The organism is Cellulomonas sp. NPDC089187, from assembly GCF_040685135.1.
GTDB lineage: Bacteria > Actinomycetota > Actinomycetes > Actinomycetales > Cellulomonadaceae > Cellulomonas.
Genome location: NZ_JBFBHI010000004.1, coordinates 125578 through 141703 on the forward strand (window position 1 = coordinate 125578; position 16126 = coordinate 141703).

Annotated in this window: 14 protein-coding genes; 5 read left to right on the top strand and 9 right to left on the bottom strand. The window is 70.3% G+C overall.

Features of this window, described 5'->3' with window-relative positions:
- Positions 1-24: 24 nt before the first annotated feature.
- From gdhA to AB0N78_RS11835, 5 genes are all read right to left on the bottom strand, one after another.
- Positions 25-1362: an NADP-specific glutamate dehydrogenase gene (gdhA, locus tag AB0N78_RS11815; protein WP_363390221.1), complete on the bottom strand. Its 1338-nt coding sequence runs from the start codon at positions 1360-1362 to the stop codon at positions 25-27.
- Positions 1363-1546: 184 nt separating this feature from the next.
- Positions 1547-3910: a phosphoribosylformylglycinamidine synthase subunit PurL gene (gene purL / locus AB0N78_RS11820; protein ID WP_363390224.1), complete on the bottom strand. Its 2364-nt coding sequence runs from the start codon at positions 3908-3910 to the stop codon at positions 1547-1549.
- Positions 3911-4028: 118 nt separating this feature from the next.
- The gene (gene nhaC, locus AB0N78_RS11825) at positions 4029-5516 is read right to left on the bottom strand and encodes a Na+/H+ antiporter NhaC (protein WP_363390226.1); all 1488 of its coding nucleotides are present in this window, start codon (positions 5514-5516) and stop codon (positions 4029-4031) included.
- On the bottom strand, positions 5509-6684 hold the full coding sequence (locus AB0N78_RS11830) for a PatB family C-S lyase (RefSeq protein ID WP_363390229.1): 1176 nt from the start codon (positions 6682-6684) through the stop codon (positions 5509-5511). The genes nhaC and AB0N78_RS11830 overlap by 8 nt, the downstream gene beginning before the upstream one ends.
- Positions 6685-6801: 117 nt before the next feature.
- A complete protein-coding gene (locus AB0N78_RS11835; RefSeq protein ID WP_363390232.1) occupies positions 6802-7476 on the bottom strand; it encodes a PAS domain-containing protein in 675 nt (224 codons plus the stop codon).
- Positions 7477-7715: 239 nt separating this feature from the next.
- Between AB0N78_RS11835 and AB0N78_RS11840 the strand changes: the two genes are divergently transcribed.
- Positions 7716-8450, top strand: a complete 735-nt coding sequence (locus tag AB0N78_RS11840) for a DUF2599 domain-containing protein (protein WP_363390235.1) — start codon at positions 7716-7718, stop codon at positions 8448-8450.
- A 19-nt stretch (positions 8451-8469) separates the two neighbouring features.
- Here AB0N78_RS11840 and AB0N78_RS11845 read toward each other — a convergent pair whose 3' ends face one another.
- Together AB0N78_RS11845 and AB0N78_RS11850 are read right to left on the bottom strand one after the other, a co-directional pair.
- A complete protein-coding gene (locus tag AB0N78_RS11845) occupies positions 8470-8877 on the bottom strand; it encodes an SDR family NAD(P)-dependent oxidoreductase (RefSeq protein ID WP_363390238.1) in 408 nt (135 codons plus the stop codon).
- A gap of 8 nt (positions 8878-8885) precedes the next feature.
- Positions 8886-9044: a hypothetical protein gene (locus AB0N78_RS11850; RefSeq protein WP_363390241.1), complete on the bottom strand. Its 159-nt coding sequence runs from the start codon at positions 9042-9044 to the stop codon at positions 8886-8888.
- Positions 9045-9170: 126 nt separating this feature from the next.
- On the opposite strand from AB0N78_RS11850, the gene AB0N78_RS11855 reads away from it, so the two are divergent.
- A complete protein-coding gene (locus tag AB0N78_RS11855; protein ID WP_363390244.1) occupies positions 9171-9647 on the top strand; it encodes a hypothetical protein in 477 nt (158 codons plus the stop codon).
- Between the two features lie 22 nt (positions 9648-9669).
- Here AB0N78_RS11855 and AB0N78_RS11860 read toward each other — a convergent pair whose 3' ends face one another.
- Both AB0N78_RS11860 and AB0N78_RS11865 read right to left on the bottom strand, forming a co-directional pair.
- Entirely contained in the window at positions 9670-11754 is a 2085-nt protein-coding gene (locus AB0N78_RS11860; protein ID WP_363390246.1) for an acyl-CoA dehydrogenase, read from the bottom strand.
- On the bottom strand, positions 11751-12416 hold the full coding sequence (locus tag AB0N78_RS11865; protein ID WP_363390249.1) for a TetR/AcrR family transcriptional regulator: 666 nt from the start codon (positions 12414-12416) through the stop codon (positions 11751-11753). Before AB0N78_RS11865 ends, AB0N78_RS11860 begins: the two co-directional genes overlap by 4 nt.
- A gap of 105 nt (positions 12417-12521) precedes the next feature.
- On the opposite strand from AB0N78_RS11865, the gene AB0N78_RS11870 reads away from it, so the two are divergent.
- From AB0N78_RS11870 to AB0N78_RS11880, 3 genes are read left to right on the top strand one after another with little or no spacing between them, the layout of a single operon-like run.
- Positions 12522-13832, top strand: coding sequence for an acetyl-CoA C-acetyltransferase (locus AB0N78_RS11870; protein ID WP_363390252.1), 1311 nt, complete (start codon positions 12522-12524; stop codon positions 13830-13832).
- Positions 13829-15193 carry a 3-oxoacyl-ACP reductase gene (locus AB0N78_RS11875; RefSeq protein ID WP_363390254.1) on the top strand — a complete coding sequence of 455 codons (1365 nt, stop codon included), beginning with the start codon at positions 13829-13831 and terminating at the stop codon, positions 15191-15193. Before AB0N78_RS11870 ends, AB0N78_RS11875 begins: the two co-directional genes overlap by 4 nt.
- Positions 15190-16053 carry a MaoC/PaaZ C-terminal domain-containing protein gene (locus AB0N78_RS11880; RefSeq protein WP_363390256.1) on the top strand — a complete coding sequence of 288 codons (864 nt, stop codon included), beginning with the start codon at positions 15190-15192 and terminating at the stop codon, positions 16051-16053. The genes AB0N78_RS11875 and AB0N78_RS11880 overlap by 4 nt, the downstream gene beginning before the upstream one ends.
- Positions 16054-16126: the final 73 nt, after the last annotated feature.

Genomic DNA, 16126 nt, shown 5'->3' on the forward strand with positions numbered 1-16126 from the left:
GCTCAGGCTAGGGCCGCGACGGGATCAGATCACCCCGAGCGCCAACATGGCATCCGCAACCCGGGTGAACCCGGCGATGTTCGCACCCACCACGTAGTCCCCAGCCGAGCCGTACTCCTCGGCGGTGGCGGCGCAGCGGTCGTGGATGCCGCGCATGATGTCGGCCAACCGCTGCTCGGTGTACTCGAAGGTCCAGGCGTCCCGGCTGGCGTTCTGCTGCATCTCCAGCGCCGAGGTGGCGACGCCACCCGCGTTGGCGGCCTTGCCCGGGGCGAAGAGCACCCGCTCGGCCTGGAAGAGCTCCACCGCATCCGGGGTGGTCGGCATGTTCGCACCCTCGGCCACCGCCAGCACACCGCCCGCGATCAGGGTCTTGGCGTCGGCGATGGTCAGCTCGTTCTGGGTGGCACAGGGCAGCGCGACCTCGGCTGGCACATCCCACACTCGGGCGTCCGCGGAGTACCGGGCATTCGGGCGGCGCTCGGCGTAGGCACTCACCGGCAGCCGCTCGGCCAACCGGACCTGCTTGAGCAGGTCGAGGTCCAGACCGTCCTCGTCGACGACGGCACCGCGGGAGTCGGAGCAGGCCACCACATGCGCGCCGAGCTGCTGGGCCTTCTCCACCGCGTGCAGCGCCACGTTCCCGGCGCCGGAGACCACGACCCGCATGCCCTCCATCGAGCGACCCTGGGTGCGCAGCATCTCCTGAGCGAAGAGCACCGTGCCGTAGCCGGTGGCCTCGGTGCGGACCAGCGAGCCGCCCCACTCCACGCCCTTGCCGGTCAACGCTCCGGACTCGTAGCGGTTGGTGATCCGCTTGTACTGCCCGAACAGGTAGCCGATCTCCCGGCCGCCCACACCGATGTCGCCGGCCGGAACGTCCGTGTACTCGCCAATGTGCCGGGCCAGCTCGGTCATGAAGGACTGACAGAAGCGCATCACCTCGGCGTCGGAGCGGCCGCGCGGGTCGAAGTCGGACCCGCCCTTGCCGCCACCCAGCGGCATACCGGTCAGCGCGTTCTTGAACACCTGCTCGAAGCCGAGGAACTTCACGATCCCCAGGTACACCGACGGGTGGAACCGCAGCCCGCCCTTGTACGGCCCGAGCACCGAGGAGTACTCCACCCGGAACCCGCGGTTGACCTGGATCTGGCCATGGTCGTCCATCCACGGCACCCGGAAGATGATCTGCCGCTCCGGCTCGCACAGCCGCTCCAGCACCGCGGCGTCGGCGTACTCCGGGTGCGCGTCGATCACCGGCCCGAGACTGTCCACCACCTCGCGCACGGCCTGGTGGAACTCCGTCTCACCGGGGTTCCGGCGCAGGACTTCCTCGAACACGGCGGTGAGACGGGGATGCACGATCGGAGCTCCTCGGGATCGATGAACGGGCCGGGCACAGGGTAAGAAGACGCCAGAGCGAGTTCCCGGGACCTGGGGCCGAAACGAGTACCACGAGGCGGTGCTTTGAGGTGTGTCCGAGCTGCCATCGTGCACCCAGGGACCACCTGACGTGCAGATTCGTCTCACGAACCGGACGGCTGCCTCAACCGAAGTAGCGCGGCAACGTCCCCTCGAATGCCTCCCGGGCCTCGGACAGCGGCAGCGTGAACAGCCCCTGCACCTCCACCGCCGGGGCGTGCACGTGGTCGGCGGGCAGATCGTCCACCGGCGCACCGGCACCCGGGGTGCAGGTCTCCGCCGTCTCACCGATCTTCAGCACGGGGACGCCCTGCGCGGTGCACAGGTCCTCCAACCGGACCTCCTCCCCGCGCGGGACCGCGACCAGTGCCCGGGCGGTGGACTCGGAGAACAGCAGCTCGAACGGGCTCAGACCGGAACGCTCGACCAGCGGGGCCAGGTCGACCTGCGCACCGACGCCGTAGCGCAGGCTGGACTCCACCAGCCCCTGGGCCAGACCACCCTCGGACAGGTCGTGTGCAGCGTCGACCACCCCGTCGCGGGCGGCGCGGATCAGCACCTCGGCCAACCGACGCTCGGCCTCCAGGTCGACCTGCGGCGGCACACCACCGAGGTGGGAGTGCGCAACCTCGGCCCAGGCGGAACCGTCCAGCTCGGAGCGGGTGACACCCAGCAGGTAGACGGACTGGCCAGGCTCGGTCCAGCCGGAGCGCACCGCCGTGGCCACGTCGTCCAGCACGCCGAGCACGCCGACCACCGGGGTCGGGTGGATGGCGGAGTCGATCTTGCCGGGCTCACCGGTGCCGTTGTACAGCGAGACGTTCCCGCCGGTCACCGGCACCGACAGTGTCTGGCAGGCCTCGGCCAGACCGTTGATGGCCTGCACCAGCTGCCACATCGATGCCGGGTCCTCCGGGCTGCCGAAGTTCAGGCAGTCCGTGACCGCCAGCGGGCGGGCACCCGAGGCGGCGACATTGCGGTAGGCCTCCGCGAGCGCCAACTGCGCGCCGGTGAACGGGTCGAGCTTGGCGTAGCGACCGTTGGCGTCGGTGGCCAGGGCCACGCCCAGGCCGGTGCTCTCGTCCACCCGGATCACCCCCGCGTCATCCGGCTGCGCGGCGGCGGTGTTGCCCTGCACGAACCGGTCGTACTGGTCGGTCACCCACGCCTTAGAGGCGAGGTTCGGCGAGGCCAGCAGGTCCAGCACCGTCTGGCGCAGCTCCGCGCCGGTGGACGGGCGGGCCAACGAGGCGGTCGAATCCGCGTTCAGCTCAGCCTGCCAGGTCGGCACCGAGTACGGGCGGTCGTAGACCGGTCCCTCGTGCGCGACGGTCTTGGGGTCGACATCGACGATCCGGTGGCCGTGGTGGTCGATGGTCAGCCGTCCGGTGCCGGTGACCTCACCGATCACCGCGGTCTCGACATCCCACTTGCTGGTGATCGCCAGGAACGCGTCCAGCTGCTCCGGGCGGACCACGGCCATCATCCGCTCCTGAGACTCGGACATCAGGATCTCGCCCGCGGTCAGGGTGGGGTCACGCAGCAGCACGTTCTCCAGATCGACGTGCATGCCACCGTCACCGTTGGAGGCCAGCTCGCTGGTCGCGCAGGAGATACCCGCCGCACCCAGGTCCTGGATGCCCTCCACCACATGGGCGGCGAACAGCTCCAGGCAGCACTCGATCAGCACCTTCTCCATGAAGGGGTCGCCGACCTGCACACTGGGGCGCTTGGACGGCTTGGAGTCGTCAAAGGTCTCCGACGCCAGGATCGACGCGCCACCGATGCCGTCGCCGCCGGTGCGGGCACCGAAGAGCACCACCTTGTTGCCGACACCCGAGGCGTTCGCCAGGTGGATGTCCTCATGGCGCAGCACACCCAGGCAGAGCGCGTTCACCAGCGGGTTGCCCTGGTAGGACGCGTCGAACACCAGCTCGCCACCGATGTTCGGCAGACCCAGGCTGTTGCCGTAGCCGCCGACACCGGAGACCACACCGTGCACCACCCGGGCGGTGTCCGGGTGGTCGATGGCACCGAACCGCAGCTGGTCCATCACGGCCACCGGGCGGGCCCCCATCGAGATGATGTCCCGCACAATGCCGCCGACACCGGTGGCCGCACCCTGGTAGGGCTCGACGTAGGACGGGTGGTTGTGCGACTCGACCTTGAAGGTCACCGCCCAGCCGTCGCCGATGTCCACCACGCCGGCGTTCTCCCCGATGCCGACCAGCAGGTGCTCGCGCATCGCGTCCGTGGTCTTGGCCCCGAAGGTGCTCAGGTGCTTCTTGCTCGACTTGTACGAGCAGTGCTCCGACCACATCACCGAATACATCGCCAACTCGGCGGCGGTGGGACGGCGGCCCAGGATGTCCCGGATCCGTTGGTACTCCTCGGGCTTGAGACCCAGCTCCGCGAAGGGCTGCTCCTGATCCGGGGTGGCAGCGGCGTTCTCGACGGTGTCCGCGGTGGGGACAGTGGACGTGCTCATCGGATCCCTTGCAGCTGGAGGGTGGGAACGGCGTCGAGGCACAGGCTACCCGGGCCGCGCATGCCACAGGGGCGCAGGTCAACGATGACCTGCGCCCCTGTGGGTCGGCAGCGGAATCTCAGGCAGCGGCCGGAGCCGGGGCCGTGGCGGTGGCCTTCTCTTGCTCGATCTCCGCCAGCATCTCGGCCTGCTCTTCCGGCGTGAGCTTCGCGATGCCGAAGCCGGTGAAGCCCCAGATGGTCGCGAAGATAATGCCGGTCCAGCACAGCGTCGCCCAGGGCAGGTACGTCATGGTGGCGACCCCGAGGGTGGCGGCCATGTACGCACCGGCCGCGGTCCAGGGCAGGATCGGCTCGATGATGGTCGCCGAGTCCTCCACGGTCCGGCCCAGGTTCTTGGGGTGCAGACCGCGTCGGATGTAGGCCTCGCGCATCAGCTCCGACGGCATCAGGATCGAGATCTGGCCGTTGCAGGTGGTGCCGATGGTCAGTAGGCCGACCGCGATGGTGGTCAGGATGACCGAACCGGTGGACTTGGCCAGGGTGAGCAGCTTCTCCACGATCAGGTCCAGCGACCGGGTCACCGCGATCACACCGGCAAAGGTGATCGCGCAGAAGGCGATCAACAGCGTGCCCATCATCCCGCTCATCCCACCGCGGTTGAGCAGCGTGCCGACATCGTCGATGGCGGCCCCGGCGTCGAAGCCCGAGCCGAGCATCTCCAGGTTGAAGCCGCTGACCAGCGAGGTGAAGGTGTCCGCGATGCTGATCTTCTGGAAGGCGACCGCGTTGATCATCGCCACGGCGGAGGCAGTGAGCATCACCGGGATGGTGGGCAGCTTCTTCATCGAGCCGAACAGCACGATCAGGACCGGGAGCAGCAGCAGGATGTTCCAACTGAAGCCGGAGGACAGCGCACCGTTGATCGCGGCGACCTTCTCCGAACCGGAAGCGCCACCGGCGTCGATGCCCAAGCCCGCGATCAGCATGACCACTGCGGCGGTCAGCCAGGACGGGACGGTCGTATAGAGCAAGTGGCGGATGTGGGTGTACAGCGGCACCCGGGTGACGGCAGCGGCCAGGTTGGTGGTGTCGGACAGCGGGGACAGCTTGTCGCCGAAGTACGCACCGGAGACCACCGCCCCGGCGACGATGCCGAGGTTCACCCCGTCCATGCCCAGCGCCACGCCCATGAAGGCCACACCGATGGTGCCGACCGACCCCCAGGAGGTGCCGGTGCAGATCGCCACCACAGAGGTCACCACCAGCGCGGTGATGTACAGGTACTGCGGCGAGACGATCTCCAGGCCGTAGTAGATCAGCATCGGGATGGTCCCCCCGGCCATCCAGGCACCGATCATCAATCCGACCGTGACCAGAATCAGCAGCGCGGGCATCACCTTGGCGATCTTCTCCGCGACGGTTCGCATGATCTCGTCATACGTGTAGCCCAGGTAGATCGCGATCACACCGCCGACCACAGCCGCGATGATCACCATCGGCTCGGCGGGCAGCCCGAGCCAGATCGACCCGACGCCCATCAACAACAGCATGGCCAGCACTGGCGTCAATGCCAGTGCCAGCGAGGGCATCTTCTTCTCACGCATCGTTGCGCTCCTCGGTGGTGGTGGGGGAACCCGCACGGGCGCGGGCCAACCGTGCGATCGCCTCGGTGAAGAGGTCGGTCGGCACGGCGAGATTGATCCGGACGAACCCGTCGTTGCCCGGTCCGAAGTCGGAGCCCAGGCTCAGCACCAGACCGGCGGTGTGGGTGGCGCGCTCGATCTCCGCTTCATCGGCGGTCCAGCCCCGGCAGTCCAGCCAGGCCAGGTGGGTGCCCTCCGGCTCGACCAGGCGGATGCCCGGCAGGTCGGCGGTCCGCAGCAAGTCCACGTGGTGATCGAGCAGCGCCAGCAACTCGGTCAGCCAGGGCTCACCCTCGGTGTACGCGGCGACCGTGGCCGCCGAGGCGAAGTAGCGCGGGTTGTGAAATCCCGCCCGGTCGAAGGCGGCGGCTGCCCGGGCACGCAGCTGTGGGTCGGCGATGATCGCGTGACTCGACTCCAACCCGGCCATATTGAAGGTCTTGCCCGGGGAGCTGAACGTGATCGTGCGCCGTGCCATCTCCGGCATCACCGACGCGAACGGGATGTGCCGGTGGCCAGGCAGGGTCAGGTCGCCGTGCACCTCATCCGCGATCACCAGGGTGTCCGTGCACTCAGCGATCTCGGCCAGCTCGGTCAGCTCCGCACGGGTCCACACCCGGCCAGTCGGATTGTGCGGGCCGGTCAGGATCAGCGCATCCGCCTCGGCCATCGCCACCGCCATCGCGGTCATATCCAGGGTCGGACGACCGTCCACCTCGATCATCGGCACCCGCAGCAACCGACGACCGTTCGCCTCCACCGCGTTGGTCACCGGCGCATACGCGGGGGTCGGCACCACCACGGTGGCGAAGGGGTCCGTCAGCTCGTGCAGCAGCGCCGGCACCGCCTCCACCACGCGGCCCACCGGGAGGATGTGCTCAGGGTCGACCGCCCAGCCCTGGCGACGGCGCAGCCAGTCAGCGACCACCGCGCGATAGCCGGGCGGCACCTGCGTGTATCCGTATCCACCGCGGCGGGCCCGCTCCACCACCGCACGGATCACCGGCTCCGGCGCGGCCAGATCCATATCCGCCACGGACAGCGCGATCACGTCATCGCCGACCCGGGCCACGGCGTCGTCCCAACGCACCGACTGGGCGTCGGTGTGGTCGATCGGGTGCAGGAGCATCGGTGCTGCCTTCCGGTCGGGCCGCGCCGACCGAGGGGGCAGCCGCTCCCCCGGGCAGCACCGGCCGGGCGACCGGCGTCGATGCCGGCCGTCAGGGGTGTGCAGGGCGGTGCGAGGTCAGTGCGAAGCCGGGGCGGCTGGACCCGGCTCCTCCTCGCCGATCTCGTTCAGATAGTTGTAGATGGTGAATCGGGTGACATGCAGTGCGGCGGCGACCATCTCCACCGCGTCCCGCATCAGGAAGATCCCGCGGCGGCGGGCCGACCTGACGACGGCGAGTTTGTGCTCCTTGCGCATCAGTTCCACCGGCACGCCCTGCTCGTCCACGGCCTGGCGCAGGATCCCCGCGGCCAGCTCGTCGACGTCCCGGGCGAAGGTCTCCCCGGCAGGCTCGATCTCCGGGCTCTCCCCGAGGAACGCCCCCGCGATCCGGCTGAGCTGCTGCCAGACCGAGACATCCCCGTTCAAGCAGAGCGCCGCCACCGGCTCCCCGGCGCTGTCCCGGACCACCATCGTGGTCGAGCGCAGCATCCGACCGTCCGGCAGCGTCGTCCGGTAGCCGACCAGGGTCTCCAGTCGGCCGGTGGCCGCACGCTCCAACAGCAGGTCGGTGGCGGGGTCGCCCAACCGCCGACCGGTGACCGTGCCGTGCAGGGCCACGATGGACTGCGGCAGCAGGGACAGGTCGTGCAGGACGACCTCGGTGTGTTCGGGCAGGGCACGGCCGAGCGGCTCGACCAGCTGGGTGAGGGTCGCGATGATCTGCTCGCGTTCGGTGCTCACGGTGCTCATGACCCTCTCCCTTCCCACGTCGTCGGGGTGCGTGCATCTTGCCGGGGCCTCCGGGGGTTCGTCAACTCGCCGTCGAGGGGTTCAACGAATCGTTGACCTTCGCTCGCAGGTCCCGGCTCCGAGCCTCGACCCTGACCGGCCCCCTCGGTGCCGCGCCGACCACAGCACGTGCCCCACCGGCCAGAACCAGGCCCCGTACCGTCCATCCCTGGTGACCCGTCCACCTAGAGTCGTCGCCGATGACACGTCTGCCGCTCGTCCTCATCGCCGGAGCGCTCCTGCTCGGGGGCTGCACCACCGGGACACCCGCACCCGCGCCGACCCCGACGACCAGCACGAGCTCGGCCGCGCCCACCAGCTCGACCGACGCCGCCACGATCCGCGCCACCGGCACCCCGCTCACCGTCGGCGACCTCACCCTGCACTACCTGGCTGGTGGGTCCGACCTGAGCCCGACCACCGACGAGGACGGCGCCATCACCCTCGAGCCAACCAGCGACTCGGCGTTATTCGCGGCGCCGGCCACCACCACCCCCGAGGCACTGAACGACGGCAGCCTGCTCCTACGCGACAGCTCCGGAACCCCCGTGGCCGGGATCGACGTGGACAGCGCGCAGCCGACCGTCGGCCCCGACGGCCTGATCACCATCCGAGCCACCGGGCCCGGAGCCATCCACCTCACCCTCGCCACCGTCGCCGTGCGCTCGGTCACCTGGGCAGACATCGACGACGAGGGCGGGCGGTCACTGGCCGTCGTACCCAGCGACTGGGCTCGGGGCGGCGGGCTCGCGGTGGACGCACTGCTGTGGGCGCAGCTCATCGCCGCGGAGCCGGAAGCCGACAGCCAGGGGATGCACGATCAGCTGACCTGCCACCAGATCGGGGCACCGGAGAAGGACAGGTGGAACCTGGAACCGTGGCGGCCAGAGGTGGGGCTGGTGGAGACGATGCTGGCACGGTGCAATCCGGCGTGAGGCATCGTCGTCCGTCCGCTCACCCCTTCGGCTCAGTGAACCCCGCATGCGTCACCGCCTTCGCCCGGTCCGGCAACACAGCCGCGGCCACCGACTGCATCCGGGTCTTCAGCGACCGCGTTTTCACCTCCGCCACCCCCGACATCACACCGTCGAACGCCTGATCCGCCACGGACCGGGGATCGTCCTTCGACCCCTGGCCGACGGGGGTGTCCGACATTCCCGCTCGGTCGAAGAAGTCGGTGCCAGTCGGCCCCGGCAGCAGCGAGGTGACGGTGACGCCGGTATCGGTCAGCTCGTGCCGAATCGCCTGAGCGAAGGACTGGATGAACGCCTTCGATGCGGCGTAGGTGGCGTAGTACGGACCGGGCATCAGGGCAGCGGTCGACGCGGTGAACAGCACCCGGCCACTGCCACGGGAGACCATTGCAGGAATCAGTGCTGTGGCCAGAGGATGACGGTGATGTCTGGGCCCTCGGCGGACACGATCAGGTCGAAGCTCTCCCGGGCGAAGCGCTGGGCGAGCTCCAGGCCGATCCCGGAGGACGCACCGGTGACGACGGCGAGCGGGCGGGTGGGCAGCAGGTCGGGCATGGTTCCTCCGCGGGCGGGCAGGAGGGCCGAGTTCTGGACCCGAACGACCCGACGGTAGATCGCGGGCGGAGAGGGTGCCACTCGGTCACGTCCGACGCGCGCCACACCCCCAGATACCCTGCGCGGATGACCACATGGGAGGACTGGGCCGGGTACGTCGCCGACTGTCTGATGCAGCTCGGCAACGGTGATGCGCTCGTGGTGCGGGCGGTCGGAGTCCCGACCCGCTCCGTTCTGGACCGCCGATCCCGGCTCGGCGAGCTCATCCCGGAACGGCGCCGGGACGATGTGCCCTTCTTCCAGTTTCTCCACATGGGCGAGGCGATCCGCGGCGAACTAGTCGGCGACCCGTCCATCGGCGGGCGGTTCCCGTGGACGCCGGAGGAGCGCGGCCAGATTCTCGCCCTCGGCTGGCAGGACCCGACCGGCGACCCGTTCTTTGCCGAGCACTACCGGCGGTTGTGGCCGACGCAGCACGGTGTGATCGACGGTGCCGAGGCCGCTGGGATCGCGGCGGTGGCGGCGCGGACCGCCGATGAGGTGCTGGGGTGCGAGAGCCCGGCGGCCCTACACACGCAGGTCGTGCGGGGTGCGGCGAGCTGACACTCTCGCAGCACCCGAGCATTCACCGCCCCGGCTTCTTCTCCGGCACCGGCGCCTCCCCTGACGCCCGCTGCGCCCGCTGCCACTCCCGCGCCTCCTCCTGCCGCTGCCCCTCCGCACCGGAGGCGATCTCCGCCCGCACATGCTCCGGCGCGAGCCCGAAGGCGTCGACCAGGTCCTGGGCGTGCGGGCGCAGCCGGAGCAGCAGGCGCTCGATGTAGGAGGTGACGGTGCGGGCGCGTCCAGCGGACAGGCGTCCGTTGAGCAGATACCAGGCCATGTGCCGCTCAATGAGGGTGAGGCCGAAGAGGTCACGCAGCCAGGTGACGATTTGGCGGGTGCCGGAGTCGGTGATCTGGTCGAGCCCGCGGGTGAAGGCCTCCCACTGGAGGAGTTCGGCGTGGGCGCGGGCGGTCTCGATCATCTCGTGCTGGTGGGCGTCGAAGAGCGCGGCGGCGACGTCGGGGGCGGACCGGCGGGCGGGTCGCAGTGCCTGGGCGAGTTCGGCGACCATGGTGTGTGCGCGGTCGGCGAGTAGGGCGCGCTGGGTCTCGGTTTCGCGCAGTTGTCCGGCGGAGCGGCGGGCGTCGCCGGCGTCGACCAGGGTCTGGACGGCGCGGGCCAGTGGCATGCGGTGCAGGGCGGCGTCGGTGACCTTCTCGGCCATCATGCGGGCGATCACCGCCGGGTCGCCGCCGATGGTGCGGGCGTAGTTGGTGAGCAGTCGCTTGCCGACCAGCTGATAGAGCACGGTGTTGTCGCCCTCGAAGGTGACGTACACATCCAGGTCGGCGCGCAGTGAGGTGAGCCGGTTCTGGGTGAGGAACCCGGCCCCGCCGCAGGCTTCCCGGCAGGCCTGGAGGGTGTCGAGGGCGTGCCAGGTGGAGGTCGGCTTGAGCGCGGCGGCCAGGGTCTCGAGTTCCTCGCGTCCGGCCTCGGTATCGGCCCGGCCGGAGAACACGTCGTCGAAGGCGGACAGCAGGTGCTCGTGTGCGAATCCGGCGGCGTAGGTCTCGGCGAGCAAGGGCAGCAGTCGCCGCCGGTGCTGGCCGTAGTCGAGGAGGACGACCTCCTCGGTGGGGCGCGCGCCGGGGAACTGACGGCGCTGGTTGCCGTAGGTCACGGCGATGTCCAGGCCGATCCGGGCGGCGTTCACTGCGGCACCGTCCAATGAGACCCGGCCCTGCACGAGGGTGCCGAGCATGGTGAAGAACCGGCGGCCGGGACTGGCGATCGGGGAGGTGTAGCTGCCGTCGGGGGCGACGTCGCCGTAGCGGTTGAGCAGGTCGGTACGCGGGATGCGGACGTGGTCGAACCAGAGCCGACCGTTGTCGATCCCGTTCAGGCCACCCTTGAGGCCGTCATCCTCGCCGCCGATGCCAGGCAGGAACTCCCCGGTGGCCGCGTCCCGGATCGGTACGTAGAAGGCGTGCACACCGTGGTTGACCCCGTCGGTGATCAGCTGGGCGAAGACCACCGCGGCGGTGCCATGTTGTCCGGCGTTGCCCAGGTAGTCCTTCCAGGCGGCCCGGAACGGGGTGTGCAGGACGAATTCCTCAGTGGCCGGGTCGTAGGTGGCGGTGGTGGCGACGCTGGCGACGTCGGAGCCGTGCCCGGTCTCGGTCATCGCGAAGGCACCGGGCACGTCGACGCTCAGGGCGTCGGGCAGCAGCCGGTCGTGGTGCTCGGTGGTGCCCAGGTGCAGGATCGCCGAGGCGTACAGGCCCCACTGCACACCGGCCTTGATCTGCAACGACGGGTCGGCGGTGACGAGCTCCTCGAAGCGGGCGAGCGAACCACCGTGGTCGTCAGCGCCCCCGAAGCGCTCGGGGAACGCCCGGTGGACATTGCCCTCCCGGGCCAGGGTGCGCAGCTGGTCCAGCACTCGGGTGCGATGCTCTGGGACGGTCTGGCCTTCGATCTTCCAGAACCGGTCCTCGGTGAACAGCTCCCGGGCGGAGCGGCGCAGGTCGGCGTAGCGCCCGAGCACGACGTCGGTCAGCGCGGGCACGTCCACCCGCACACCGTCGGACTCGGTGTGTTGTCCGGTGCCGGTCGGGCGCAGGGTGCGGGTCGGGTCGGTGGACACCGGTGCGGTGGTGGTCATGCGTGCTCCCCTGAATGGTGCGTCGTCGTTGACGCGGTGGGCTGAGGATGACTGTCCCGGCCGAGTTGCGGAGGAGGTCCGGTCCACAGCCAGCGGGCGATCTGGTCGGTGAGCTGCTCCCGGTCCTGACGGGGGTCGGTGCGCAGCCAGCGTTCGGCGGTGCCGCGGACGAATCCGACCGCACCGGCGGCCCAGAGCCGGGTGTGCGGGTGGTCGGCGAACGGCGCGGCGATCAGCTCGGTGATCGAGTCCAGGACGTGCTCCACGGACCCGTCCCGGGTGACGAAGGTGTAGACCGACGGCGAGGACTCGATCATCGCCAGGTAGGTCCCGACCATCGCGCGCAGCGCTCCTCGGGGCCCGTCGGCGGTCTGGGCGGCCTCGGCCAGCGCGGCACTGATATCCGCGACGACCTGCTCCGCCACCGCCATCTGCACGCCGGTCTTGTCGGTGAAGTAGCGGTAGACGATGGATTTGGAGGTGCCCGCCGCGGTGGCGATGTCGTCCATCGACACATCCGGTCCCCGGTGGTGCACCAGCTTGCGCACGGTTCGGGCCAGCTCGGCGCGACGGGCCTCGCGGTGGTCGTCCCACCGCGTGGACCGACCATCGGCCGCCGGGTCCTCCGTCGTCGTCGACGGGGGCGCTGTGATTGCCCTCACAGAACCGAAAGTATCAGGTACTGTCGGTTTCGGACATCGGAGACAAGAGGCAAAAGTCCTACTTCCGATCCGGTCAGGCCATCGACGACGATGCGGAGCACCTCCATGCCAGAGACGACACAGACCCCGCGAGCCCTGGTGCTCGGGGGCAACCGGATCCCCTTCGCCCGAGCCGGGGGTGCCTACGCCCGATGCAGCAATCAGGACATGTTCACCTCGGCACTGAACGGGCTGATCGCTCGGTTCGGGTTGCAGGGCGAGCGACTGGGCGAGGTGGTGGCCGGTGCGGTGATCAAGCACAGCCGGGACTTCAACCTCACCCGCGAGTCGGTGCTCGGCTCCCCGCTGTCCGCCCAGACCCCCGCCTATGACCTGCAACAGGCCTGCGCCACCGGTCTGGAAGCGGTGATCGGAGTGTCCAACAAGATCCGGCTCGGTCAGATCAGCTCGGCGGTGGCCGGTGGTGTGGACTCCGCCTCCGACGTGCCGGTCACGGTCAGCGAGGGACTGCGACACACCCTGCTCGCACTGAACCGCGCCAAGACGGTCCAGCAGCGACTCAAGGCGGTCACCGCGTTCCGGCCCGGGGATCTGGCACCGAGCTTCCCCGGGGTCGATGAGCCACGCACCGGTCTGTCGATGGGCGAGCACCAGGCGCTGACCACCGCACAGTGGGGCATCACCCGCGAGCAGCAGGATGAGATCGCCCTGACCAGCCACCAGCGACTCGCCGCCGCCTGGGACAGCGGATTCTTTGACGATCTGATCACCGGCTACCGCGGACTCCAGCGGGACCAGAACCTGCGACCGGACACCTCGATGGAGAAGCTCGGCGCACTCAAACCGGTGTTCGGCACCCGACTCGACACCCCAGCCACGATGACCGCCGGCAACTCCACACCCCTGACGGACGGCGCCTCCACCGTGCTGCTCGGCAACGACGAATGGGCGCAACAGCACGGGCTCACCCCGCTGGCTGTCGTGGTCGACGCCGAGACCGCCGCGGTGGACTTCGTGCACGGGGAGGACGGTCTGCTGATGGCCCCGGCCTACGCGGTCCCCCGGCTGCTCGCCCGGCAGGGACTGACGCTGGACGACCTGGACCTGATCGAGATCCACGAGGCCTTCGCCAGCACCGTCGCCACCACGTTGGCCGCCTGGGCGGACAAGGAGTTCTGCGTCAACCGGCTCGGACTGGACGACACCCTCGGCACCGTCGACCGGGCGAAGCTCAACGTGCACGGCTCGTCACTGGCAGCCGGGCACCCGTTCGCAGCCACTGGCGGCCGGATCGTCGCCTCCACCGCCAAGGAGCTGGCCCGTCGCAAGGCCGACACCGGTCGCACCGCCCGCGCACTCATCTCCGTGTGCGCCGCCGGTGGGCTCGGGGTCGCGGCCATCCTGGAGTCGGCATGAGCGCGGACACCTACCTGGAGCTGGTGAACGGCGGGGTCACCGGGACACTGGCCAAGAAGCTGGGGCTGCCCCGCCCCACCCCGCTGCGCCGATTCACCCCCGGGCAGGCGCTGGTCGACGGCCCGGTGCTGGTGCTCGGCCCCGGCAAGGACGCCGACACCCTCGCCCGCTACCTGTCCGGCACCGACGACGCCGGTGCGGGCTGGGATCTGGACGTGCGACGGCACGCGGACGAGGGCACCCGATTCGCCGCCGCGGTGCTGGTGCTGACCGAGGTCGAGCACCCGCAGGATCTGAGTGCCCCGCTGTTGGCGCTGTCTGCGGTGCTGAAGACCCTGGCCCGGCACGGGCGGATCATCACGGTGTCCCGGCCCGCCCGGGACGACCAGGCCCCGGCGTTGGCCGCTGCCCGACAGGGAGTGGACGGGGCACTGCGGTCGCTGGCCAAGGAGCTGCGCGGGGGTGCTACCGGTAACGGGCTGGTGGTCGCGGACGGGGTGCCGGTCGACGCCCCGGCGGTGCTCGGCGGGCTGCGGTTCCTGCTCTCCAGCCGGTCGGCCTACGTCGACGGTCAACTGCTGGCCATCGACTCCGAGGCCGGTGCGCTGCCCGAGGACTGGGATCGACCCCTGGCCGGGCGGGTGGCCGTGGTGACCGGTGCCGCACGGGGCATCGGTGCCGCCATCGCCGACACCCTCGCTCGGGACGGTGCCACCGTGATCGCCGTCGACGTCCCCGCCGCGGGCGAGGCGCTGACCGCGGTCGCCAACCGGGTGGGCGGTACGGCGCTGCAACTCGACGTCACCGCGAAGGACGCCGGTGAGCGCCTCCTCCGGCACGCACTCGACCGGCACGGGCGGCTCGACATCGTGGTGCACAACGCCGGGATCACCCGGGACAAGCTGCTGGCCAATATGACGCCGGAGAAGTGGGAGTCGGTGCTGGCGGTCAACATCGCCGCGCAGCTGCGGATCAACGAGGCGCTACTCACCAGCGGCGAACTCACCGATGCCCCGCGGATCGTGTCCCTGGCCTCGACCTCAGGTATCGCGGGGAACCGCGGGCAGACCAACTACGCCGCGTCCAAGGGCGGGGTGATCGGCATGGTCCGGGCCACGGCACCGCTGCTCGCACCCTTCGGTGGCACGGCCAATGCGGTCGCACCCGGGTTCATCGAGACCGAGATGACCGCGCGGATGCCCACGCTGACCCGGCAGGTCGCCCGACGACTGTCCTCCCTGCAACAGGGCGGGCAGCCGGTGGACGTCGCGGAGGCGGTGGCCTTCCTCGCGTCACCGCCCGCCGGGGGGATCGTCGGACAGGTGCTGCGGGTGTGCGGGCAGGCGATGGTCGGCCGATGACCGTCGTCACGCTGCCCCAGGTGCCAGGGCTCGGCGGGCTGTACCTGCGCGGTGCCGTCCGCCGAGGCTCGGGCGCCCGACTGCCCGATGTGAGTTACCGGGCCTCGGATGTGCGCGCCGACCCGGCACGGCTCACCGCCTACCAGCACCTGTTCCGGGAGGCTGGGACCGATCAGCTGCCCGCCGGATTCGTCCACACCCTCGCGTTCCCGGTGGCCACCGCGCTGATGGCCCGGCCGGACTTCCCGCTGCGCCTGCTCGGCATGGTGCACCTGGCCAACCGGGCCACCCAGCACCGTCCGCTGCTGCTCGGCGAGCCCCTGACCGTCGAGGCCACCGCCCGGGACCTGCGCCCGCACCACCGGGGCACCCAGGTCGATCTGCTCACCACCGTGTCCGGCGCCGACGGTGACGAGGCCTGGCGCGGCGTGTCCACCTACCTCGCGCCCGGCGTGCACCTGCCCGGCGCGGAACGACCCGAGCGCGGCGAACGCCCGGACTTCCAGCCGCCGCTGCCCACCGGTCGGTGGCGGTACGACGCCGGACGTGGCCGCCGGTACGCCGCGATCTCCGGTGACGCCAACCCCATCCACCTGTCCGCGCTCAGCGCGAAGGCCTTCGGGTTCCCTCGCGCCATCGCCCACGGCATGGACACCGCCGCCCGGGCACTATCCGATGTCGGGGCCGCACGGGGCGAGCGCTTCACCTGGACCGTGGAGTTCGCCGCGCCGGTGCTGCTGCCCTCCTCGCCCTCGGTACGGGTGGCCCGCGACGGCGACGGGTTCGGCTACACGGTGTGGGACGCCCGACGGAACAAGCTTCATCTGCACGGCCGGGTCGACCCTGCGCCATCCGGGTGAACTGAGCCGGATACCGGTTGCCCACGTGTGACCGCCGACACATTCTGAGCTGTCGAGCATCACGCGAGGGGGC

Excerpts from the sequence above, each read along its gene's own strand:
- AB0N78_RS11845 (WP_363390238.1), bottom strand. The coding sequence starts at position 8,877 with ATGGTCTCCCGTGGCAGTGGCCGGGTGCTGTTCACCGCGTCGACCGCT.
- AB0N78_RS11875 (WP_363390254.1), top strand. The coding sequence starts at position 13,829 with ATGAGCGCGGACACCTACCTGGAGCTGGTGAACGGCGGGGTCACCGGG.
- AB0N78_RS11830 (WP_363390229.1), bottom strand. The coding sequence starts at position 6,684 with ATGCTCCTGCACCCGATCGACCACACCGACGCCCAGTCGGTGCGTTGG.
- AB0N78_RS11870 (WP_363390252.1), top strand. The coding sequence starts at position 12,522 with ATGCCAGAGACGACACAGACCCCGCGAGCCCTGGTGCTCGGGGGCAAC.
- nhaC (WP_363390226.1), bottom strand. The coding sequence starts at position 5,516 with ATGCGTGAGAAGAAGATGCCCTCGCTGGCACTGGCATTGACGCCAGTG.
- AB0N78_RS11855 (WP_363390244.1), top strand. The coding sequence starts at position 9,171 with ATGACCACATGGGAGGACTGGGCCGGGTACGTCGCCGACTGTCTGATG.
- AB0N78_RS11850 (WP_363390241.1), bottom strand. The coding sequence starts at position 9,044 with ATGCCCGACCTGCTGCCCACCCGCCCGCTCGCCGTCGTCACCGGTGCG.
- AB0N78_RS11860 (WP_363390246.1), bottom strand. The coding sequence starts at position 11,754 with ATGACCACCACCGCACCGGTGTCCACCGACCCGACCCGCACCCTGCGC.
- AB0N78_RS11835 (WP_363390232.1), bottom strand. The coding sequence starts at position 7,476 with ATGAGCACCGTGAGCACCGAACGCGAGCAGATCATCGCGACCCTCACC.
- AB0N78_RS11880 (WP_363390256.1), top strand. The coding sequence starts at position 15,190 with ATGACCGTCGTCACGCTGCCCCAGGTGCCAGGGCTCGGCGGGCTGTAC.
- AB0N78_RS11840 (WP_363390235.1), top strand. The coding sequence starts at position 7,716 with ATGACACGTCTGCCGCTCGTCCTCATCGCCGGAGCGCTCCTGCTCGGG.
- purL (WP_363390224.1), bottom strand. The coding sequence starts at position 3,910 with ATGAGCACGTCCACTGTCCCCACCGCGGACACCGTCGAGAACGCCGCT.